The organism is Nocardioides aquiterrae (assembly GCF_039526625.1).
GTDB classification, from domain to species: Bacteria; Actinomycetota; Actinomycetes; order Propionibacteriales; family Nocardioidaceae; genus Nocardioides; species Nocardioides aquiterrae.
The window spans coordinates 112664-133673 of the sequence record NZ_BAAAJE010000014.1 but is presented as its reverse complement, the minus strand read 5'-3'; the positions used below and the strand labels follow the sequence as shown (position 1 = coordinate 133673).

The window sequence follows — 21010 nt, the reverse complement described above, 5'->3', positions numbered from 1 at the left end:
ACCCCGATGCACACACCGCGCTCGCTCCTCAAGAGGCGCGTGTACGTGCCGTACGCGCGCATCCCCGAGGGCCGGATGCTCGAGCTCCCGGGCCGCGGCGCGACGTACGTGACCGACACCCCCGGGCCGAGCCCGGACTCCCCCGCGGTGGTGCTCCTGCACGCGGTCGGCTGCACCGGGCTGCTCACCTGGTTCCCCTCGATCGAGCCGCTCTCCCGGCGTTACCGCGTGGTCACCCTCGATCAGCGCTGGCACGGCCGGGGCATCCAGTCGCCGGAGTTCTCGCTGGTCGACTGCGCCGACGACGTGGCGGCGGTCATCGACGCCCTCGACCTCGGCGAGGCGATCGTCGCCGGCTTCTCGATGGGCTCGATCGTGGCGCAGCGGGTCTGGCGCCAGCACCCCGACAAGGTCGCCGGCCTGGTGTTGTGCGCGACGACCGACCGGTTCCGCTCGACGCTCGCCGAGCGGTCCTTCCACGCCGCGATGGGCGTGGCCATGGGCGCCGCCCGCGGCGTCTCGCGCTCGCGGACGGCGGCGCGCGCCGCGCGGGCCGCCGGGCGCGCCACGAACCGGACGCTCGGCATCGCGCCGCTCGACATCCACGACTGGGCGGTCGAGGAGTTCCGCAGCACCAGCCCCTGGGCGGTCGGCCAGGCGGTCGCCGCGCTCGGCCGCCACCACTCCCGGCCGTGGCTGGGCCGCATCGACGTGCCGACCGCGGTGGTGGTCACCCTCAAGGACAAGGTGCTGCCGCCGGACAACCAGATCGCGCTGGCGCGCCGGATCCCCGGCGCCACGATCCACGACATCCCCGCCGGTCACGCCAGCTGCGTGATGGAGGCCGAGCGGTTCGTCCCGGCCCTCCTGGAGGCCGTGAACACCGTCAACGCGCGGCGCCGCGACTTCCCGCGCCGGAGGCCGACTTCGCCGTCTTCTTCGTCGCGGACCTCCGAGTCCGCCTGACCGGGGCCTCGGCGACGACGGCGGCCTTGAGGCGGGTCAGCTCGGCCGGGAACCGGCGGACCAGGTCCTCGACGTCCGGCATGGACTCGCGGCAGGCGATGATCCCGACGTGCACCCGGCCGTTGTTCGACATGACGGTGACGTTCAGGCCGGCGCCGTGGAACACCGGGCCCAACGGGTACAGCGCCTCGATCAGCGCGCCCATGAAGTAGAGCGGCACCGGCGGACCGGGAACGTTCGAGATCACCAGGTTGTGCACGACCGGGTGCAGCTCGGGCAGCTTGAGGCCGGCGTACGCGCGCACCGCCAGGCCGAAGGTCCGCGGCGCCGCGAACTCCGCCCAGTCCTGGAGCGAGTCGGCGCTGATCGCGGAGTGGTGCTCCTTCGCGTGCCGGTTGCGCTCGGCCAGGTCGCGCAGCCGCTCGAGCGGGTCCTCGGTGTCGGTGCCGAGCTTGGCGAACAGCGCCGACACCTTGTTCGCGCCGCCCGAGCGCTGCGACTGCTCGCGCACCGACACCGGCACGGTCGCCAGCAGCGAGCTCGAGGGCAGCTCGTCGCGGTCCTCGAGATAGGAGCGCAGCGCGCCACCGGCAACCGCCAGGACGACGTCGTTGACGGTGGTCGCGGTCGCGTTCTTGATCTGGCGGATGTCGTCGAGCGACATGTCCGCCAGCGCGATCGCGCGGTGCCCGGTGATGGTGCCGTTGAACGACGTGCGCGGCGCCGAGAACGGCGCGGCCATCGCGGTGCCGGCGCGGGCCCGGCCCACCGTCTTCGCGATCAGCTGGGTCGACGGCGCGACCAGCTTCACGGCGTTCAGCGGGCGGGTCATCGCGCCCAGCAGGCCGCGCCCGAACAGCTCGGCCCGGCCCGGCTCGTGCCCGGCCGGCCGCGGCTCGCTGCTCGCCATCGGGCCCGCGTCCGGCTCGAGGCTGCACAGGTGGGAGACCAGGTTCGACCCGGAGACGCCGTCGACGGTGGCGTGGTGCATCTTGGAGAACACCACGACCTTGTCGTCCTGGTAGCCCTCGATCACCCACATCTCCCACAGCGGGGCGGAGCGGTCCAGCGGCAGGCCGGCCAGGTGGCTGGTGAGCTCGACCAGCTCGGCGTACCCGCCGGGCGACGGCAGCGCGAGGCGGTGCACGTGCCGGTCGATGTCGAAGTGGCTGTCGCGCACCCAGACCGGGTGGTCGATGCCCATCGGCACGCGGCGCAGCTTGCGGGTGAACTCCGGGACGTCGCGGACGCGGCGCTCGAGCTCGTCGCGGAACGCCGCGTACGAGTAGCCGTCCGGCATCGTGCTCGGGTCGAGCACGATCACGCCGCACACGTGCATCAGCTGCGCCGGCGTCTCCAGGTACAGGAAGCTCGCGTCGAGCCCCGACAGCCGTTCCATGACTCCCTCTTTCCCGCCTGTTCCCCACCTGCCACGCCCGCACCGCCAAGTGGAACGTGTTTCAGTTCGGTAACGACAGTCTCCCACGGACGACACGCGTGACGACCGTCTCGATGCTGCTCCTAGTCTGAGGGCCATGTCGTTCCTGCGCCGCCAGCTCGTGACCGCAGCCCTCACCGCGAACGCCATCCGGCCGGTCCCCGGGTTCCGCGCCGGCATCCCGTCGTTCGCGGCCGGCTGGCTGACCTCGGAGCTCGCGCCGCACCTGCTGGCGCTCACGGCGGCCGACACCGCCGCGCACGCCGTCCGCCGGCCGCGCAGCCGCGCCGGCCTGGCCCTCGCGGCGCTCAACCTGGCCGGCCAGGCGTTCCTGGTCGACCAGGCCCGGCGGGTCCAGAAGGACGCCGAGGAGGCGCTGGTGGAGGGCATCGGCGCCGACTACGCCGAGCAGCTCGACGCGCTGCCCACCCCGGCCGAGCTGGCGACGCCGTGGCGCCGGCTCGTCAACCCGTTCCGGATGCGCAACGACGCCGTGGTCGTCGAGAAGGACATCCCCTACGCGCCCGAGCACGGCAAGCGCGGGCTGCTCGACGTCTACCGCCCGGCCAACGGGAGCGACCGGGCTCCGGTCCTCCTCCAGGTGCACGGCGGCGGCTGGACGATCGGCACCAAGGACCAGCAGGGCATCCCGCTCATGCAGCACCTGGCCGCGAAGGGCTGGGTCTGCGTCGCGATCAACTACCGGCTGGCGCCGCGCGACCCCTTCCCGGCCCAGATCGTCGACGTCAAGCGCGCGATCGCGTGGATCCGCGAGCACATCGAGGAGTACGGCGGCGACCCGGACTACGTCGCGATCACCGGCGGCTCGGCCGGCGGCCACCTGACCGCGCTGGCCGCGGTGACCGCCGGCGACCCGGCGTACCAGCCCGGCTTCGAGGACGCCGACACCAGCGTCGCGGTCGCGGTGCCGCACTACGGCGTCTACGACTTCGCCGGGTGCACCGGGCTGCGCAGCGCCGAGCTGATGCGCGACCGCTTCCTGGCGCCGCGGATCGTCCAGCGGCGGTGGGAGGAGGCGCCGGAGGTCTTCGAGGCCGGCACTCCCCTGCTGCGGATCACCAAGGAGGCCCCCGACTTCTTCGTCCTGCACGGCGCCCACGACTCCCTGGTGTCGGTCGAGCAGGCGCGACTGTTCGTGCAGCGGCTGCGCGACGTGTCCGGGGCGACGGTCGTGTACGCCGAGCTGCCCGGTGCGCAGCACGCGTTCGACGTGTTCCCGTCGATCCGCAGCGCCCACGTGGTCCGTGCGATCGACCGCTACCTCCACTGGCACTGGAACGGCTGGCGCCGCGAGCGCGCGGCTACAGGGTCCAGAACCCCGCCGCAGCCACGAGGCTGAACCCGGCCAGCTCGACCAGGCCGATGCGCGCCGGCCGCCACCCCGGGTCGTGCCACCAGATCGCCCGGGCCGCCAGGAGCACGAAGGGCGCCGCGAGCCACCCGGAGGTGCCCGAGGCCGCGCAGGCCGCCACGACGACGACCGGTGCCGCGACCGCGAACACCCGGGACGCCGTGGTGTAGGCGGGGTTGTTGCGCTCGCGGATCAGGGACTTCACGTGCAGGGTCGAGCCGACCAACGCCAGCGCGGTGACCAGCATCGCCAGCAGCACCTCCGTCGTCAGCGCGTTCCCCACCCCGTCCACCACGCCGGCGACGACCGGCACCAGCAGCACGCACTCGGCGACCAGCACGAGGTCGTTGGTCATCGACCGCTCGCGGTGCCGCCGCGCCTCGAGCAGGTTGACCGCGAACAGCGCGAGGTAGCCCAGCAGCACCCAGCCCAGCCACGGGTGCGTGACCAGCAGCGGCGCCCCGGCGAGCAGGCACAGCGGCGTCCAGAGGAGGACGGCCCGACGGAACCGCTCCCGCCGGCCACGCGCGGTCAGCAGTCCGGTGACGGCCCAGCTGGCCGGGTACGCCGCGACCCACGCGACCGCCAGCTCCGGCAGCCACGGGGACCAGCCGGCCGCCGCGACGCCCAGCAGCAGGGGCAGGCCGAGGAATCCCCAGGCGCCGTGCTGGGGCGGGACGACCGGGTCGCGGCGGGGGCGGCCGCTGCCGGGCTCAGCGCGGGGCTTCGGTGTCCTCGTCCGCGACATACTCGTCGTCGCCGATCGCGAGCAGCACCGCCGGCGCGTCGTCGGTCAGCGCGACGGTGACGGTCACCTCGGTGTCGGCCAGGCCGGCGAGCTCGTCGGCGTTGGTCTCCACCGTGCCGTCGGCGTCGAAGTCGGCCAGCGCGTCGGCGGCCAGGTAGTCCTCGTCACCGACGTCGAGCACCGTCTCCTGCTCGGCGTCGGCCACGCACCACGCCGGCTCCTCCTCGGTGCCGCAGGCCTGCAGGATGCCGGTGAGCTCGGTCGGCGCACCCGGCTCCGGCGTCGGGTCCGGCGTGGGGGTCGGCGTAGGGGTCGGGTCCGGCGTGGGCGCCGGGTCCGGCGTCGGCGTGGGGTCGGGCAGGTGTCCCGGCGAGCCGCCCGGCTGCTGGTGGTCGCCGCCCATGCCGGTCTGCGCGCCCTCGGGATGGCCGGTGGGCTGCTGGTGCTGCTGCTCGTGGCCGGGCTGGCGGCCGGGGTGCTCCTGCTGCTCGACCGTCGGGAGCGGCGCCTCGGCGCGCACCAGGACCGGGCCGTCCTGGGGCAGGGCCGGCAGCGCGTAGTCGCCGGTGCGGTACTCGTGCTCGAGCGCCATCACCCGGGCGACGTACGCCGCCGACGGGTTGTAGCGGTGCAGGGCGGTGCGGACCCCTGAGCGCGTGTCGAGCGAGCCCGGCGCGGAGCAGAGGAAGACCGCGGCGCCGAGGGCGGCGTCGTCGAGGTCGTCGGCGGAGCGCTTGCCGTCGCCGTCCGCGTCGACGCCGACGCTGGTCCACGTCGACGGCAGGAACTGCATCGGCCCCACGGCGTGGTCCCAGCGGCGGTCGCCGTCCAGGCGCCCGGCGTCGGTGTCGGCGACCTTCGCGACCTTGCCGTGCCCGTCGAGCGCGACCCCACGGATGAGCGGCTTCGACACGCCGTCACTGCCCAGCACCGCGCCGCCGTCGCGACCGTGGTCGGACTCCACGCCACCGATCGCGGCGAGCAGGGTCCAGGAGAGCCCGCAGGTGCGGTCGACCTTGCCGACGACCGTCGCGGCGCGCTGGTAGGCCAGCATCGCGGTGACCGGGATGTCGCCGGTCCGCGCGGCCGAGACCGGAGCGACGTCGCGAACCACGGCCACGCGGCCGCCGGAGGTGGCCGGCAGGGACGGGTCGGCCGTCGTCACGAGCGTGTCGATCGGACCGGCACCGACGTGCTGGACGGGGGCCGGGGACGTCCACGAGTGCACCGCGACGGCGACGCTCGCGATGGTGAGCGTGGCGGTGAGGGCGAGTCGCACAGGACGGACGGTGACCATGGCGCTTCCAGCGTAAACCTCGGCGCGGAACCGCGCGGGTGAATCGCACCCCAATGTGGAGTGATTTTCTAGACATTCACGCCGGGGGTCAGCGGGGCAGCCCCAGGATCCGCTCGCCCGCCACGTTGCGCAGGATCTGGGTGGTGCCCCCCGCGATCGACAGGCACCGGGTGTTCAGCAGCTCCCAGACGTCGGCCCGCAGCTCCTCGTCGGCCTCGAGCAGGAGGCGGTCGCCGTGCAGCTCGACCACGAGCTCCGCGCCGTCCTGCCGGCTGCGGACGCCGAGGAGCTTGGCCACGCTCGACTCCGCGCCGGGCCCCTGACCCGCCAGCGACCGCATCGTCGAGCGCACCCCGAGCAGCGAGCAGACGGTCGAGAGCGCGACCGCGTGCCCGACGCGGACCCGGTGGGCCGCGGTGCCGCCCGCGGCGGCGATCTCCACCGCCCGCTCGACGCTGTGTCCCAGCCGGCTCGAGCCCATCGCCACGCGCTCGTTGGCGAGCGTCGTCCGGGCCAGCCGCCAGCCGTCGTCGACCTCACCGACGACGAGCTCGTCGGGCACGAAGACGCCGTCGAGGAACACCTCGTTGAACAGCGCCTTGCCGGTGATCTCGCGCAGCGGCCGCACGTCGATCCCCTCGCTGTTCCGCATGTCCACGAGGAAGTAGGTGATGCCGCGGTGCTTGGGCGCGTCCGGGTTCGTCCGGGCCAGGCAGATGCCCCAGTCGGCACGCTCGGCGACCGAATTCCAGACCTTCTGGCCGGTCAGCCGCCAGCCCCCCTCGACCCGCTCCGCCTTCGTCCGCAGCGCCGCCAGGTCGGAGCCGGCGCCCGGCTCGGAGAAGAGCTGGCACCACACCAGCTCGCCGAGCAGCGACGGCCGCACGAACCGCTCGCGCTGCTCGTCGGTCCCGTGCTCGAGGATCGTCGGGACCGCCCAGCCCGCGATCACGATGTCCGGCCGGTCGAGCCCGGCGCGGGCCAGCTCCTGGTCGATGACGAGCTGGGTCACCGCGTCCGCGCCCAGGCCGTACGGCGCGGGCCAGTGCGGGGCCAGGTAGCCCGTCTCGACGAACGCCGCGCGCCGCCCCGCCTCCGGGAGCGCCGCGATCCGCTCGACGTTCGCGCGCACCTCGTCGCGGACCTGCGCGTCGCGGCCCTCGAGGTCGATCTCCACGCGCCGGCGTACCCCGGCGACCGCGGCGGCGGTCAGCCGCTCGGCCGCCTCGTCGGCGTCTCCGACGAGGGCACGCAGCGTCAGCGCCCGGCGCAGGTAGAGGTGGGCGTCGTGCTCGTAGGTGAAGCCGATGCCACCGAGCACCTGGATGCACGACTTCGCCACGTCGACGGCGCCGTCGAAGGCCACCGCCGCGGCCACGTCGGTGGCGAACGCCCACTGCACCTCGTCCCCGCCCGCGGCGGCCGCGGCGTCCCAGGCCACGGCCGTGACCGCCTCGGCGGTCTCCAGCATCTCCGCACACAGGTGCTTGACCGCCTGGAAGCTGCCGATCTTCTGCCCGAACTGCTCGCGCACCTTCGCGTACTCGACCGCCGTCGCCAGGCACCAGCGCGCGACGCCCGCCGCCTCGGCGGCGGCCAGGCTGACGGCCGTACGCCGGACCCGCTCGGTCGTGACGTCCGCCGGCTCGCCGGCGGTGGGGTCGAGCACCCGCAGCCGGCCGAAGCGCCGGGCCAGGTCGAGCCCGCGCACCGGCGTCAGGTCCACCGCCTCCCGCGGGAGCAGCCGCCAGGCACCCTCGACCTCGGCGAGGACGTGCGTGGCCGACGGCGCGTCCCAGACGGCGTCGCCGAGCGCCAGGCCGACGACGGCGCCGTCCGGGACCGCGCCCAGCACGGACGCGGCGACGGCCGGGCCGAGCAGCGGCCCCGGCAGGAGCTCGTGGGCGCAGGCCTCCAGCGCCACGGCGACGTCCAGCGTCGTACCGCCCCCGCCGCCGGCGGACTCCGACAGCCCGATCGCCGGTACGCCCATCTCGGTGAGCGCCTGCCAGGCGTCGGCGAAGGTGGCGCCGGCCTCCTCCTCGGCCGCCCGGGCCAGCTCGCGGCCGCGCAGGTCGGCGGCCCACTTGCGCAGGCTGGACGCGAGCTCGACGTGCTCGTCGGAGATCCCGATGGACATTGACCCTCCGGTCGGGTGGTTTCGAGGCTCGCTTCGCTCGCACCTCAACCACCGTCGAAACTAGAACGTGTTACAACTCTACTAGAGTCCTCGCGTGACCGACATGCCCGCGGACCCTGCCCAGGAGTGGCTGAGCCACGCGCTCGACGCCAAGGGCTTCATGCCCGAGGACGAGGGGCTGCTGCTGCACCGGTACGCCCGCGAGCGACTGCCGCACGGGCCGGTGCTCGAGGTCGGGACCTACTGCGGCAAGTCCGCGATCTACCTGGGCGCCGCGGCCCGCGAGGTCGGCGGCACCGTGGTCACGGTCGACCACCACCGCGGGTCGGAGGAGAACCAGGCCGGCTGGGAGCACCACGACGCCTCGCTGGTCGACGAGGAGTTCGGGCTGATGGACACGCTCCCCGTCTTCCGCCGCACCATCGCCCGCGCGGGCCTGGAGGAGCAGGTGGTGGCGATCGTCGGCCGCAGCACGACGGTCAGCGCGCTGTGGCGCACTCCCCTGTCCCTGCTGTTCATCGACGGCGGGCACGCCGAGGAGCACGCGCAGAACGACTACTCCGGCTGGGCGCCCTGGATCCTGCGCGACGGGCTGCTCGTCATCCACGACGTGTTCCCCGACCCGGCCGACGGCGGGCAGCCGCCGTACCACGTCTTCCTCCGGGCGCTCGAGGGCGGCGCCTTCACCGAGGTGGAGGCGCTGGGCTCGATGCGGGTGCTACGACGTACGGCCGGGGAGGCCGGAGAGCCGGTCGGCTGACGGGCAGCCGCACTCGAGCGCGAGCTCGGTGAAGTGCGGCGCCAGCGAGGTGCCGCGGTAGATGCCCGAGCCGGCCGTGCTGTGCCCGGCGACCTCGCCGAGCGCGTCGACGGCCAGGATCACCGCGGCCGCGGTGTACGTCGTGTGCTCGACCGGCCAGTGCACGTTGCGCGGCTCGTCGGTGAGCGACTGGTCGCCGTAGACCCAGCCGGTCCAGTAGCGGCCGTCGTCCTCGCGCAGGAACTGCATGTCGCTCAGCAGGGTCAGCGCACGGCGGTGGTCGCCGAGCAGGTCGAGCGCCATCGCCAGCTCGCAGGTCTCCGCACCGGTCACCCACGGGTTGGTGTCGACGCAGTGGATGCCCAGGCCGGGGACGACGAAGTCGTCCCACCGCGTCTCGAGCAGGTCGAACGCAGCCCGGCCGCGCACCGCCCCGCCGAGGACCGGGTAGTACCAGTCCATCGAGTAGGTGGACTTGTCCTCGAACAGGTCGCGGTGCTCGCGCACCGCGTGGCCGAGCCGGCCGCCCGCGAGCTCCCACTCGGGCTGCGGGTCGTCGAGGAGGTCGGCGAGCGCGACGCCCGCACGCAACGAGTGGTAGATGCTCGAGTTGCCGGTCAGCAGGCAGTAGTCCTCGGTGGGCGTGTAGTTGATCCCGCCCCACGGCACCTGCTGCGAGACGACCCACCCGAGTGCGGCGCGCACCATCGGCCAGTACTCATGGACGAACTCCAGGTCGCGGCGCACCAGCCAGTGGTGCCACAGCCCCACGGCGACGTACGCCGTCATGTTGACGTCGCCGCGGTCGTCCGCGGCCCGGCCGCCGACGATCTTCATCGGGAAGGACCCGTCGGCGTGCTGCATCGTGGGGATCCAGGCGTAGGCGCGCTCGGCCGCCTCGACCTCGCCCCCGACGAGCATCGCCATCGCGGCCTCGACGTGGTTCCAGATGTCGACGTGCTCCCCCGTGGTCCACGGGATCGCGCCCCACGGCTCCTGCATCGCGGCGATCGAGGCCGCGGACTCGGCGACCTGCTCGGCGCTCAGCACGCCCTCGACGTACGGGATGCTCATGCGACGTCGGGCTTGCGGAAGTACAGCACCATGCTCTTGCCGATCAGCGGGTCCAGGACCTTGCCGGCGAGCTGCAGCGCCCTGGGCTGCTTCATGATCTCCCAGACCAGCAGCCGGTGGTACGCCTTGGCGGCGGGGTGGTCGTCGTTGTTCACGCCCACCGCGCACTTGATCCACCAGTACGGCGCGTGCAGGCCGTGGGCGTACGCCTTGCCCTCGAAGATCATCGCGTCGCCCGGCGTACCGTCGTTGAACCGGCCGGCCTTGGTGACCTTGTCGATCAGCTCGTGGTCGGTGTAGATCCGGATGTGGCCGCCCGGGGCGTCGTGGTACTCGCTCGAGAGCTTCCAGTTGATGACCTCGGGCAGCCAGCGCGGCACCGAGATCGCCATCGTGCCGCCGGGGCGCAGCACCCGGACCAGCTCCTTGATCGCGTCGACGTCGGCGTGGATGTGCTCGAGGACCTCGGCCGCGATGATCCGGTCGAACTCCCCGTCGGCGAACGGCAGCTCGAGCGCGTCGCCCTGCTTGATGTCGGCGTTGGCGCCCTCGGGCACCTCGCCCTGCTCCTTCATCGCGCCGAAGATCTCCAGCACGCCCGCGAGCTCGTCGGCGTCCATGTCGAACGCGACCACGTCGGCGCCGCGGCGGTAGGCCTCGAACGCGTGCCGCCCGCCGCCCGCGCCCATGTCGAGCAGGCGCTCGCCCGGGCGCAGCCCGAGCCGGTCGAAGTCAACGGTCAGCACTGCGCTCTCCTCGGTAGTCCGCGATCACTTCCTCGTACGCCGCCGCGACCTTCTGGGCCACCGCGCGCCAGCTGAACAGCTCCTCGACCCGCTGCCGGCCGGCCCGCCCGTAGCGCTCGCGCCGCTCGGGGTCGTCCAGCAGCGCGGCGATCGCCGCCTCCAGCTCGCCCACGTCGCCGGGGGTGACCAGGTCGGCGCAGAGCCCGTCGGGCCCCACCACCTCGGGGATCGCCCCGGCGTCCGAGACCACGAGCGGCGTACTGCAGGCCATCAGCTCGGCGGTGGGGAGCGAGAAGCCCTCGTAGAGCGACGGCACGCAGGCGAGCTCGGCGGAGCCCATCAGCTCGACCAGCTCGGCGTCGGAGATGCCGTGCACGAAGTGGACGGAGTCCTGGATCGAGAGCTTGTCGATCAGCTTCTCGGTGCGGCCGCCCTCCTTCGGCTTGGTGACGAGGAAGAGCTCGATGTCGCGCTCGGTGCGGAGCTTGGCGAACGCCTCCAGCAGCGTCGCGATGCCCTTCATCGGGGCGTCCGCGCTCGCCATCGCCATGATCCGGCCGGGCACGCGGGGCTTGGTGGGCGGCACGAACCCGTCGTCCACGCCCAGCAGGATCACCTGCATCCGCGCCGGGTCGACCCCGAAGTCGCGGGCGATGTCGCGCTTGGAGGTCTCCGACGGCGTCAGGATCTTGCGCGCCCGGCGGGCGACCTTGGCCTGCATCCGCACGAAGCCGTACCAGCGGCTCAGCGTGAACTTGCGCCACGGGTTCCGCGTCGAGGCGATGTCGATGCGGCGGTCGTAGCTGATCGGGTGGTGCAGCGTGGTGATCAGCGGCAGGCCGAGCTTCTCGATCTCGAGCATGCCGTAGCCGAGCACCTGGTTGTCGTGGACGATGTCGAACTCGCCGACCCGGTCCTTCAGCGCGCGGACGGCGCGCAGGCTGAACGTCTTGGGCTCCGGGAACCCGGCCGCGCACATCGTGAGGAACTCCTCGACGTCGATGCGGTCGCGGAACTCCTTGAGCTTCGGGACCCGGAACGGGTCGGGCTCGCGGTAGAGGTCCAGGCTCGGCAGCTTGGTGAGCTCGACGCCGGGGTCGAGCTCCGGGTACGGCTGTCCGGAGAACACCTCCACGGTGTGCCCGAGGGCGACCAGCTCGCGGCTCAGGTGCCGGATGTAGATGCCTTGGCCGCCGCAGTGGGGCTTGCTCCGGTAGGACAACAGCGCGACCCGCATCCGCACCCTCTCTCTGGCTTTCTGATGGTGACGGACGTGGGACACGCCGTACCCGCAAAGTGGAACGTGTTCCTATTTTAGCCCATGAATTGTTAGCCTAGTCGTCGACGTCAACGTGACTCTCGGGGGTCACCAGTACGATGCGACCTCCGGCGTCTGCGTGGACGCTCGTCCATCGACAAGCAGGGATAGGGGTCCGTGTGAGCAGCGCCAACTCGCTGGCGGTCGAAGACCTGGGCTCAGCGGCCCAGCGCGACCGGCGCAAGCGCATCCTCGACGCGACCATCGCGCTCGCGTCCCAGGGCGGCTTCGACGCCGTCCAGATGCGGGCCGTGGCCGAGCGCGCCGACGTCGCCCTCGGCACCCTGTACCGGTACTTCCCGTCGAAGATCCACCTGCTCGTGTCCGCGCTGCAGCGCGAGTTCGAGCGCACCGAGGTCGCCCTGCGGGACAAGCCGGTCGAGGGCGACACCACCGCCGACCGGGTCATCAACGTCCTCAAGCGGACCACTCGCGGCATGCAGAGCGACCCCAAGCTGACCGAGGCGCTCACCCGCGCGTTCATGTTCGCCGACGCCTCCGTCGCCGCCGAGATCCACCAGGTCGGCATGCTGCTGACCTCGATGCTGACCCGGGCGATGTACCCCGAGGGCCACGAGGTCACCGAGGACGACGTCCAGATCGCCCGCGTGATCGGCGACGTCTGGCTCTCCGCCCTGGTCGGCTGGGTCACCGGCCGCACCAACGCCGTCGAGACCGGTCAGCAGATCGAGGTCGCGGTCAAGCTGCTGCTGCGCGACTGAGCACCACCGCCGAGTCGGCGCCAATGCAGGCCGCACCACCGCCGAGTCGGCGCCAATGCAGGCCGCACCACCGCCGAGTCGGCGCCAATGCAGATTGGACCACCGCCGAGTCGGCGCCAATGCAGGCCACACCACCGCCGAGTCGGCGCCAATGCAGGCCACACCACCGCCGAGTCGGCGCCAATGCAGATCTGCACCTGCAGTAGCGCCGACTCGACCCTGCCTACACCTGCAGTAGCGCCGACTCGACCCTGCCTGCACCTGCAGTAGCGCCGACTCGACACTGCCTGCACCTGCAGTAGCGCCGACTCGACACTGCGTATGCCTGCAGTAGCGCCGACTCGACACTGCGTATGCCTGCAGTAGCGCCGACTCGACACTGCGTATGCCTGCAGTAGCGCCGACTCGACACTGCCTACACCTGCAGTAGCGCCGACTCGACACTGCCTACGCCTGCAGTAGCGCCGACTCGGCGTCAGCCCGGGTAGGTCCGGCACGGCTGGCTGCGCAGCGACGCGCACGGCGGGGCGGCGGCCGGGACCTGCACGCCCGGCACCACCGGCAGCACCAGCCGCGACGGGTGCCGGCGATCTGCGAGGACCTGCACGCGCTCGCCGTCCGAGACCGTGCGCGCGAACGCCCACTGCGGCCGGGCGCCGCCGGGCGCGTCGAGCGTGAGGCGGATCCGCGACCCCTTCCGGAAGGGCTGGGCGAACGGGAACAGCTCGACCCGCACCTTGGTCCACCGGCCGGCGGGCAGCGGCGCCGCGTCGGCGGCCAGGTCCGTGTGCACCGGCGAGATCGCCGTCGAGCGGGTCCGGTCCAGCGCCCGGTGGCTGGCGCGGAGCCAGCCGGACTGGACGTAGACCTCGGTCCCGTCCGGCCGGACCTCGCTGAGCGTCACCTCGAGGTCGGTGTCCGGGGCGGACGACCTGATCCAGAGGTCGACGGAGCCGGTGCCGATCGCCACCACGGTCCTCTCCAGCGGCGCGGTGATCCAGCCGAGGCCCTTCCCCGGTGGGATCTGACGCCAGTCGTACGTCGGGTCCGCGCTCCAGATGTTGCCGCCGGGGAAGTCCACCGCCGGCAGCGCCGAGGGGTCCGCGACGTAGCCGCGAACCCGCGGCGACGGTGCCTGGGCCGGCCGCGCACCGCCGAGCCGCTTGCCGTCGAGGTAGAGCGCCGTCGGCCGCACCGACTCGATCGGCCACGAGGAGAACGTCCGCACGAACCGCGGCAGCGGCGACCCGGCCGGCTGCCCGGCGGCGGCGCCCTCCTCGAACAGCACGCGCACCGGCTTCTGCGCCTCGTACGCCGCGAGCGCCTGCCGGTAGCTCATCCCCGTGTAGTCGATGCCCGGCGGCAGCTGCAGGCCGCCGACGCCGGTGAGCGCCTGCGCCAGGATCGGCGCGACCAGCTTCTTGGCGGTGCCGGGCACCCGATGCGCGACGTACAGGTCGAGGAAGTCGGCGTACCTCCCGAAGATGCCGAGGCTCAGCGACTCGATGTGCGAGCCGTTGACCAGGTTCGCGTAGACGTGCGGCGAGCCGGTGAGCCGGCTGATCAGCGCGGGCCAGTGCCCGCCGGTCTGCTCGTCCTGCCAGGCGCCGGCGATGAAGACCGGCACGTCGATGTCGGGGGCCCAGACGCTCGGGTTGATCGGGTCGCCGATCCCGGATGAGTAGAAGGGGTTGTCGTCGATCATCGTGGCGAGGTCGACGTTCTGCAGCCGCACGCGCTGGTTCTCGGCACACTCCTCGTCGCCCGCCTCGGCCCGGGCCTTGGCCCACGCCTGGCCGTACGGCGCCGCCTGCGCGGCCCGCTCCTTCGCCCACGGGACGGCGAACCCGGTGTTGAGGATGCCGCCCGGGTAGAGCGTGCCGCGGTAGGTGTCGTCGATGACCGACAGCGGGGTGATCGCCGCGAGGTGCGGCGGCTGGGTGCGCGCCACGTAGAGCTGCTCGATCCCCGGGTAGGAGATGCCGACCATGCCGACCTTGCCGGCCGCCCACGGCTGGGCGGCGACGGTCTCGATGACGTCGTATCCGTCGATGCTCTGGACGGGCTCGAAGGTCATGAACGCCCCGCCCGAGCACCCGGTGCCGCGCACGTTCACCCCCACGTAGGCGAACCCCAGTGCGTTGAAGAGCTGCGCGAAGGTCGTGTTCGCGGGGTTGCTCGGGTCGTAGCCGGAGTACTCGACGACGGTCGGGAACGGCCCGGACCGGCCCTTCGGCAGCGAGACGTTCGCCGACAGCGTCGTGCCGTCCCGCGTGGTGATGTAGCCGAACCCGTCGCCGAGGGCCTGCCCGGAGTAGAACGACGACGGCGGGGGCGGGCCGCCGAAGTCGGTGACGGTCACCGGCGTCGAGGTGCCCCCCTCGCCGCGCACCTCGTAGCTGCCGGCGTCCAGCTGCCGCCAGGCCAGGCTGCCCAGCTCGTCGACGGTGCCGGAGGCGACGACGTCGTCACCCTGCACCAGCGCGAGCTGCTCCCCCGGCGCCGCGTCCAGCACGTACAGCTGGTTGACGCTGGGCCGGACCGTGAACGACGGGCCGGCGGCGCTCGCCCCGCTCGTCGCCGTCAGGCTCCCCGCCAGGACACAGGCCGCCGCCGCGACCGCAGCCGCCACCCTCCGCGCTCCCATGGCGCGATGCTGCCACGTTCCCGCCTCGCGGTGTCCGGATTCGGCTACGCGACCTCGGGGGTACGGCGCGATCGCCGCAGCGGCCGCAGCATCGCGTAGACGCCCATGCCGAGCGACCCGAGCAGCATCAGGTGGCCGCCGACGGCGTCGGCCGCCCCGACCGAGGCCACCGCGCCGGGTGCGGCCATCGCCCAGCGGCGCACCTGGCTGCTGGCGGGCGCGCCGGTGGACGCCCAGGTGGCGAAGTGCTCGCAGTTGTTGGTGACCAGGCTGTAGCCCTCGGTCCCGAGCCGCGACTCGGCGTTGCGGACGACGTCGTCGGCGGCCAGCCGGATCTTGTAGGACCGCACGTGCACCTGGTCGCCGGCCGCGAACTCCTGCCAGGACGTCCGCTCGATCCGCCGGATCGAGCGGCGCGGGCCGACGTAGTGGATCACCGTGCCGTCGCCGCAGTCGATGCCGTGGTGCGAGTAGGTCCGCCGGCGCACATAGACGTGGTCGCCCCTCATGCGATCGAGACCTCGTCGAACACGTAGCGGCGGAACACCCAGAAGCGCGCGGCCGCGCCGAGGCCGAGGCCGATCACGTTGGCGGCCAGGTTGTCGGCCAGCGGGCTGGTCAGGCCGAGCACGTGGCGGCTGGCCCAGAGGCAGACGACGGGGATCGCCATGGTCAGCGCGCCGAGGCCGAAGAAGCGGACCAGGCCGGTCGCGGGGTCGCTGACCTCCCGGTCGCGGAACGCCCAGGCGCGCATGCCGGCGTACGCCACGCAGCCGGCCACCACGTTCACGAGCACGAACGCCGGCACCGCCTGGCGCGCGAGCGGTGCACCACCGCCCAGGAAGAGCCCGTGGACCAGCATGTTGAAGCCGACGAAGGAGACCGCGGTGGCCAGGCCTCCGACCAGGAGAAAGCGGACCACCTCACCGAGGATGCGGCGCAGCGCGCCTCGGGCGATCGGACGGGCGCTCACTGGGCAGAGCGTACCGCCGGCCCGGCCGGCGGCGTACGTCGGCTCGGGAACGTCCCGCAGCCCGCGGGATAGGACGCGTAGTACGACTTGTCGAACAGGGTCGCGCTGCCGAGCGACGCGGACATCCCGAAGAACGACGCCTTCGCGCCCGTGGTGCCCAGGACCTGGAACTTGCGGGTGTCGCAGCCGGACCCGTAGGTGGCGATGCCGGTCTGGCCGATGAGCGTCACGTTGCCGGCGATGCTCAGGCCCTTGGTCCCCATGCCGAGCTCGAGCTGCGGGAGCTGCGCCCCGAAGATGAACGAGATCGGCCCGTTCGCGACGGCGTCCGCGGCGTTGAGGAGGATCTGCCCCAGGCCGTCGAGGACGCCCTGGGCCGTGGTGGCCCCGTCGTTCGTGAGGTGGAACCCGCCGTGCCCGTCGTAGTCGAGCGTGTAGCTGCCCGACAGGGACTGGTCGAAGCTCGAGAAGCCGGCGCTCGCGAAGAACGCCACCTTCACGCCGACGTAGAAGGGGATGGACCCGACCAGGAACGGGACGGCGACCTCGGCCGGCAGGGTCACCTTGATGCCGCCGGCCTGCCCCAGGCCGAACTGGGAGATCGGCTTGGCCGAGTACGCGAGCTCGAACGACCCGGCGATGTCGTTCGCGAGCCACTGCGCCTCGCCGACCGCACCGTGGGCGAGCGTGATCGAGCCCGCCGTCCGCAGGTTGGAGAGCGTGCCGGTGATGCTCACCTCGAGCTCGACCGGGGTGTCGCGCGTGATCGAGATGGAGACGGCCATGCCCGTGTCCGACGGCGTGAACTTCGCGGAGTAGCCGTAGCCCTCCACCTTCCCGGAGAGCGTGAAGCCGCCGCCTCGGCGCGCGGGCGTCCGGGCGACCGGTACGCCGCTGCCGCTGATCGCGAAGGCATGGCTCCAGTCGAGGGTCGAGTCCCACGACAGGGTGCCGTCCGACACGAGGTCGGTGAGCGCGGCCGCCGTCGTCCGCACCACGAGGTGCTTCTTCACGACCTTCGTCGCGATGACGTCGCGGGCGGCCTGCCGCTCCAGCAGCATCACCGAGCCCTTCTTCAGCTTCGCCAGGACCCCGGCGCGCTTCCGGAACGTGTACGTCGCCCCGTCGGCGGAGACCTTCATCAGCTGCTGCTTCACGACCGCGGCCGGGACGAGCACCGTCTGCGGCGTGTAGGTGATCGCGTCGTCACTCACGGAGTGGCGCGCCGGCGCCGCCGTGGCGGTCGTCGGGCCCGCAGCCATCAGCGCGACGGGGGTGACCAGGCTGAGCAGGGCGACCGCGGCCGCCAGCGTCCGTCTCGAGAAGCGTGCCACGGCGCCACGGTAGGTCCGGCACCCGGCGCGGCGCGTGACTCATCCGGGTGGTTCCGGGGCCGCTACCCGACGTACGGCGCGGTCGACCCGCCGAGCTCGATCGCGGGCAGCCCGAGCTTGCGGTGGTCCCACGACCGCGTGCGGGCCGGGTCGAGGCGGATCGCGGCGCGGTTGTGGGCCATGAACTCCACGAACGGCCTCATCTCCTCGGAGTACGCGCCGTTGTAGCGCTCGAAGATGTTCACGCACACGTCCCAGACGACGTCCTCGTCCTCGACGACGACGCCCTCGCCCTCGATGGCGACGCCGCGGAGCTGGTCGTAGGTGTGACCGGCCTCGACCAGGAACGAGCAGCGCGGGTCGCGCCGCAGGTTGACGGTCTTCTGCGCCTTCTTCTTGGTCTCGAACCAGATCTGTCCGTCGAGGATCGCGTACCACATGCCGACCAGGTGGATCTGGCCCTGCGGCCCGTACGTCGCCAGCGTCGACGACCGCTGCTGCGCGAGGAACTCGGCGACCTCGTCGTCGGACATCACGACCTGGCCGCGCTGGTTCGCCACCGCTAACCCCCGAACGCGTGCGTCGCGGTGACGCCGCCGTCGACCGAGATCTCGGCGCCGTTGACGTACGCCGACTCGTCGCTGGCGAGGAACACGTAGAGCGGGGCGACGTCCTCGGGGTGCCCGACCCGGCGCAGCGGCACCTTCGAGGCGCCGTACTCCATCGCGGCGTCGCCGCCGTGGACGCGCGTCATCGGGGTGTCGATCATCCCGGGGTGGACCGAGTTCACGCGGATGCCCTGCGGCCCCAGCTCCATCGCCGCGCACTTGGTCATGCCGCGGATCGCCCACTTGGTGGCGGCGTACGCCGTGCAGCCAGCCATGCCCGCGAGGCCCTCGACGGACGAGGCGTTGACGATCGCGCCGCCGCCGTTCGTGCGCATGGTCTCCGTGACCGCCTGCATGCCCAGGAAGCAACCGAGCTGGTTGACGCGGAACAGCAGCTCGAGCTCGTCGATCGGCATCGTCTCGATCTGGCCGAAGCGGAGCAGGCCCGCGTTGTTCGCGAGCACGTTGACCGGTCCGAAGCGCTGGTTGGTGTCCTCGACCAGCGCGGTCCACGAGGCCTGGTCGCTGACGTCGTGGTGGGCGAAGTGGACGTCCGGACCCAGCTCGTCGGCGAGCGCCTGGCCCTGCTCCTTGGCGATGTCGGCGACCACGACGCGCGCACCCTCGGCCACGAACGCGCGGACGATGCCGGCGCCCTGACCCATCGCGCCGCCGGTGACGATCGCGACCTTGTCCTCCAGACGGTTCACTTCAGACCTCCCGGGGTCTCGACAGGCTCGACCACCGGGTCACACCGTCAGCTTCATGATCGAGTCGGCGGCGAAGCCGACCGCGGGGTCGCGGTCGTCGAAGTAGCCGCCGAGCTGCTTGTCCAGGTCGTCGAGCGTCCAGAGGGTGCCGGACTTGTCGAACCGCTGCTCCACCACGGGAGCGGCGACCAACGCCACCATCCCGCCGTACACGACGAAGACCTGGCCGGTGATGTTCGCCGCGGCGGGCGACGCGAGGTAGGCGACGACCGGCGCCACGTGGTCCGGCGAGTACGGGTCGACCTCGAGGCCCGACTCGTCCGCGCCGAACACGTCGGCGGTCATCGCGGTGCGGGCCCGCGGGCAGATCGCGTTGGCGCGGACGCCGCTGCTGGAGAGCGCCCGGGCGGTCGACACGGTGAGCGCGGCGATGCCCGCCTTCGCGGCCGCGTAGTTGGCCTGCCCTGGCGGGCCGGACAGGAACGCCTCGGACGCGGTGTTCACGACGGCCGCGCCGACCGGACCCGACTCCTTGGCCTTCGCGCGCCAGTACGCCGCGGCGTTGCGCGAGAGCAGGAAGTGGCCGCGCAGGTGGATGTGCACCACCTGGTCCCACTCCTCGTCGGACATGTTGAAGAGCATCCGGTCCCGGGTGATGCCGGCGTTGTTGACCACGACGTCGAGACCGCCCAAGCCGTCGACCGCGGCGGCCACCATCGCGTCGGCGGTGGTCCGCTCGCCCACGTCGCCCGCGACGATCGTCGCCTCACCGCCGCGGGAGCGGATCTCCTCGGCCACCGCGTCGGCGCCGCCGGGCAGGTCGTTGAGGACGACGCGCGCGCCCGCCTCGGCGAGCGCGAGGGCCTCCGCGCGGCCGAGGCCCGCGCCGGCCCCGGTCACGACGGCGACCTTGCCGTCCAGCGAGCGATCTCCCACGGTCAGTCCTCCAGCGAGATCGCGGCGCGCGGGCAGGCGGCGACGGCCCGCTTGACGGCGTCGATGTTCTCGGGCGTCGTCTCCTCGGTCTTCAGCTGGAGGTAGTCGTCGTCGTCCAGCTCGAACACGTCCGGCGCGAGCGACTCACAGAGCGCGTTGGACTCGCAGAGGTCGAAGTCGACCTTGATCTTCATGCAGTACTACCTCAGCTTCCTTCGGAGGAGTGACCGGGGAACACGTGGGCGCTCGGGTCGATCACGACCGCGGCGTTGTTGACCGCCGTCGCGGCCTCGCCGAAGCCGACCGCGATCAGCCGGACCTTGCCGGGGTACTCGGTCACGTCGCCGGCCGCGAAGACGCGGGGCAGGTTCGTGCGCATCGACGAGTCCACGACCACGTGCCGCTTCTCGACCTCGATCCCCCACTGCTGGAGCGGCCCGAGGTCGGCGACGAAGCCGAGCGCGGCGACGACCGCCTGGGCCGGGCGGGTGACCGTCTCGCCGTCCACGGTGATGTCCACGGACTCCAGGACGCCGTTGCCCTTCAGCGCGGAGACCTCGGCCTTGGTGACGATCTCGACCGACGAGGCGCGCACCGCGTCCACCGTCCGCTGGTGCGCGCGGAACGCGTCGCGCCGGTGCACCACGGTCACGGACCGGGCGACCGGCTCGAGGTGCAGCGCCCAGTCGAACGCACTGTCGCCGCCGCCGACGATGACGACGTCCTTGCCGGCGTACGGCGCGAAGCTCGGCACGAAGAACTCCAGGCCCCGCCCCAGCCAGCCGTCCCCGGCCGGCAGCGGCCGCGGGCTGAACTTGCCGATGCCCGCGGTGATCAGCACGGCCTTCGCCCGGATCGCGGTGCCGTCGTCGAGCCCCACCGTCACGCCGTCGTCGTCCTCGGTGAGCGTGCTCGCGGTGCGGTCCAGGAAGTACGCCGGATGCGCGGTGCCGGCCTGCTCGACCAGGCCCTCGACCAGGTCGCGGCCCTTGACGCTGGGGAAGCCGGCGACGTCGAGGATCTGCTTCTCCGGGTACATCGCGGTGATCTGGCCGCCGAGCTCGGGCAGCGAGTCGACGACCGCGACCCGCATCCCGCGGAAGCCCGCGTAGTAGGTGGCGAACAGCCCCGTGGGGCCGGCGCCGACGATGAGGAGGTCCGTGTCGTGGGTGTGCTCTGCTGCCTGCTGGGCCACGCCGCGATCCTTCCCTGCCCGGACGG

At 72.6% G+C, this 21010-nt stretch carries 20 protein-coding genes; 4 read left to right on the top strand and 16 right to left on the bottom strand.

Going from position 1 to position 21010, the window contains the following annotated elements; translation table 11 throughout:
* Positions 1–6 precede the first annotated feature (6 nt).
* Positions 7–966 (top strand): alpha/beta fold hydrolase, encoded by a 960-nt coding sequence (locus ABD086_RS14150; RefSeq protein WP_343908204.1) that lies wholly within the window; start codon positions 7–9, stop codon positions 964–966.
* On the opposite strand, the gene ABD086_RS14145 is transcribed toward ABD086_RS14150, so the two are convergent.
* On the bottom strand, positions 887–2365 hold the full coding sequence (locus tag ABD086_RS14145) for a WS/DGAT/MGAT family O-acyltransferase (RefSeq protein ID WP_343908203.1): 1479 nt from the start codon (positions 2363–2365) through the stop codon (positions 887–889). The two genes, ABD086_RS14150 and ABD086_RS14145, sit on opposite strands and share 80 nt — an antisense overlap.
* A 136-nt stretch (positions 2366–2501) precedes the next feature.
* Between ABD086_RS14145 and ABD086_RS14140 the strand changes: the two genes are divergently transcribed.
* A complete protein-coding gene (locus ABD086_RS14140) occupies positions 2502–3764 on the top strand; it encodes an alpha/beta hydrolase fold domain-containing protein (RefSeq protein ID WP_343908202.1) in 1263 nt (420 codons plus the stop codon).
* On the opposite strand, the gene ABD086_RS14135 is transcribed toward ABD086_RS14140, so the two are convergent.
* The 3 genes from ABD086_RS14135 to ABD086_RS14125 form a co-directional block, all read right to left on the bottom strand.
* Positions 3727–4524 (bottom strand): YwiC-like family protein, encoded by a 798-nt coding sequence (locus ABD086_RS14135; RefSeq protein WP_343908201.1) that lies wholly within the window; start codon positions 4522–4524, stop codon positions 3727–3729. The genes ABD086_RS14140 and ABD086_RS14135 overlap by 38 nt on opposite strands.
* On the bottom strand, positions 4490–5803 hold the full coding sequence (locus ABD086_RS14130; protein ID WP_343908200.1) for a lytic transglycosylase domain-containing protein: 1314 nt from the start codon (positions 5801–5803) through the stop codon (positions 4490–4492). The genes ABD086_RS14135 and ABD086_RS14130 overlap by 35 nt, the downstream gene beginning before the upstream one ends.
* 106 nt (positions 5804–5909) lie before the next feature.
* On the bottom strand, positions 5910–7961 hold the full coding sequence (locus ABD086_RS14125; protein ID WP_343908199.1) for an acyl-CoA dehydrogenase family protein: 2052 nt from the start codon (positions 7959–7961) through the stop codon (positions 5910–5912).
* 103 nt (positions 7962–8064) lie between these two features.
* On the opposite strand from ABD086_RS14125, the gene ABD086_RS14120 reads away from it, so the two are divergent.
* Entirely contained in the window at positions 8065–8721 is a 657-nt protein-coding gene (locus tag ABD086_RS14120; protein WP_343908219.1) for a class I SAM-dependent methyltransferase, read from the top strand.
* Here ABD086_RS14120 and ABD086_RS14115 read toward each other — a convergent pair.
* From ABD086_RS14115 to ABD086_RS14105, 3 genes are read right to left on the bottom strand one after another with little or no spacing between them, the layout of a single operon-like run.
* Positions 8680–9795: a prenyltransferase/squalene oxidase repeat-containing protein gene (locus ABD086_RS14115; protein WP_343908198.1), complete on the bottom strand. Its 1116-nt coding sequence runs from the start codon at positions 9793–9795 to the stop codon at positions 8680–8682. The genes ABD086_RS14120 and ABD086_RS14115 overlap by 42 nt on opposite strands.
* Complete coding sequence (locus ABD086_RS14110) at positions 9792–10541, bottom strand: class I SAM-dependent methyltransferase (protein WP_343908197.1); 750 nt, start codon at positions 10539–10541, stop codon at positions 9792–9794. Before ABD086_RS14110 ends, ABD086_RS14115 begins: the two co-directional genes overlap by 4 nt.
* Positions 10528–11778, bottom strand: coding sequence for a glycosyltransferase family 4 protein (locus tag ABD086_RS14105; protein WP_343908196.1), 1251 nt, complete (start codon positions 11776–11778; stop codon positions 10528–10530). The genes ABD086_RS14110 and ABD086_RS14105 overlap by 14 nt, the downstream gene beginning before the upstream one ends.
* 200 nt (positions 11779–11978) lie before the next feature.
* On the opposite strand from ABD086_RS14105, the gene ABD086_RS14100 reads away from it, so the two are divergent.
* Positions 11979–12581, top strand: coding sequence for a TetR family transcriptional regulator (locus ABD086_RS14100; RefSeq protein ID WP_343908195.1), 603 nt, complete (start codon positions 11979–11981; stop codon positions 12579–12581).
* 475 nt (positions 12582–13056) lie between these two features.
* Here the strand turns inward: ABD086_RS14100 and ABD086_RS14095 are convergent, their stop codons facing one another.
* From ABD086_RS14095 to ABD086_RS14055, 9 genes are all read right to left on the bottom strand, one after another.
* The gene (locus ABD086_RS14095; RefSeq protein WP_343908194.1) at positions 13057–15228 is read right to left on the bottom strand and encodes a CocE/NonD family hydrolase; all 2172 of its coding nucleotides are present in this window, start codon (positions 15226–15228) and stop codon (positions 13057–13059) included.
* A 44-nt stretch (positions 15229–15272) separates the two neighbouring features.
* Complete coding sequence (locus tag ABD086_RS14090; RefSeq protein WP_343908193.1) at positions 15273–15737, bottom strand: lecithin retinol acyltransferase family protein; 465 nt, start codon at positions 15735–15737, stop codon at positions 15273–15275.
* The gene (locus tag ABD086_RS14085; RefSeq protein ID WP_343908192.1) at positions 15734–16201 is read right to left on the bottom strand and encodes a GtrA family protein; all 468 of its coding nucleotides are present in this window, start codon (positions 16199–16201) and stop codon (positions 15734–15736) included. Before ABD086_RS14085 ends, ABD086_RS14090 begins: the two co-directional genes overlap by 4 nt.
* The gene (locus ABD086_RS14080; RefSeq protein WP_343908191.1) at positions 16198–17535 is read right to left on the bottom strand and encodes a hypothetical protein; all 1338 of its coding nucleotides are present in this window, start codon (positions 17533–17535) and stop codon (positions 16198–16200) included. Before ABD086_RS14080 ends, ABD086_RS14085 begins: the two co-directional genes overlap by 4 nt.
* A gap of 62 nt (positions 17536–17597) precedes the next feature.
* Positions 17598–18095 carry a TIGR03618 family F420-dependent PPOX class oxidoreductase gene (locus ABD086_RS14075; protein WP_343908190.1) on the bottom strand — a complete coding sequence of 166 codons (498 nt, stop codon included), beginning with the start codon at positions 18093–18095 and terminating at the stop codon, positions 17598–17600.
* Positions 18096–18097: 2 nt separating this feature from the next.
* Positions 18098–18853 (bottom strand): glucose 1-dehydrogenase, encoded by a 756-nt coding sequence (locus ABD086_RS14070; protein ID WP_343908189.1) that lies wholly within the window; start codon positions 18851–18853, stop codon positions 18098–18100.
* A gap of 39 nt (positions 18854–18892) precedes the next feature.
* Positions 18893–19789 (bottom strand): 3-oxoacyl-ACP reductase, encoded by an 897-nt coding sequence (locus ABD086_RS14065; protein ID WP_343908188.1) that lies wholly within the window; start codon positions 19787–19789, stop codon positions 18893–18895.
* 2 nt (positions 19790–19791) lie between these two features.
* Positions 19792–19983, bottom strand: a complete 192-nt coding sequence (locus tag ABD086_RS14060; RefSeq protein WP_343908187.1) for a ferredoxin — start codon at positions 19981–19983, stop codon at positions 19792–19794.
* Positions 19984–19994: 11 nt separating this feature from the next.
* Positions 19995–20984, bottom strand: a complete 990-nt coding sequence (locus ABD086_RS14055; RefSeq protein WP_343908186.1) for an NAD(P)/FAD-dependent oxidoreductase — start codon at positions 20982–20984, stop codon at positions 19995–19997.
* Positions 20985–21010: the final 26 nt, after the last annotated feature.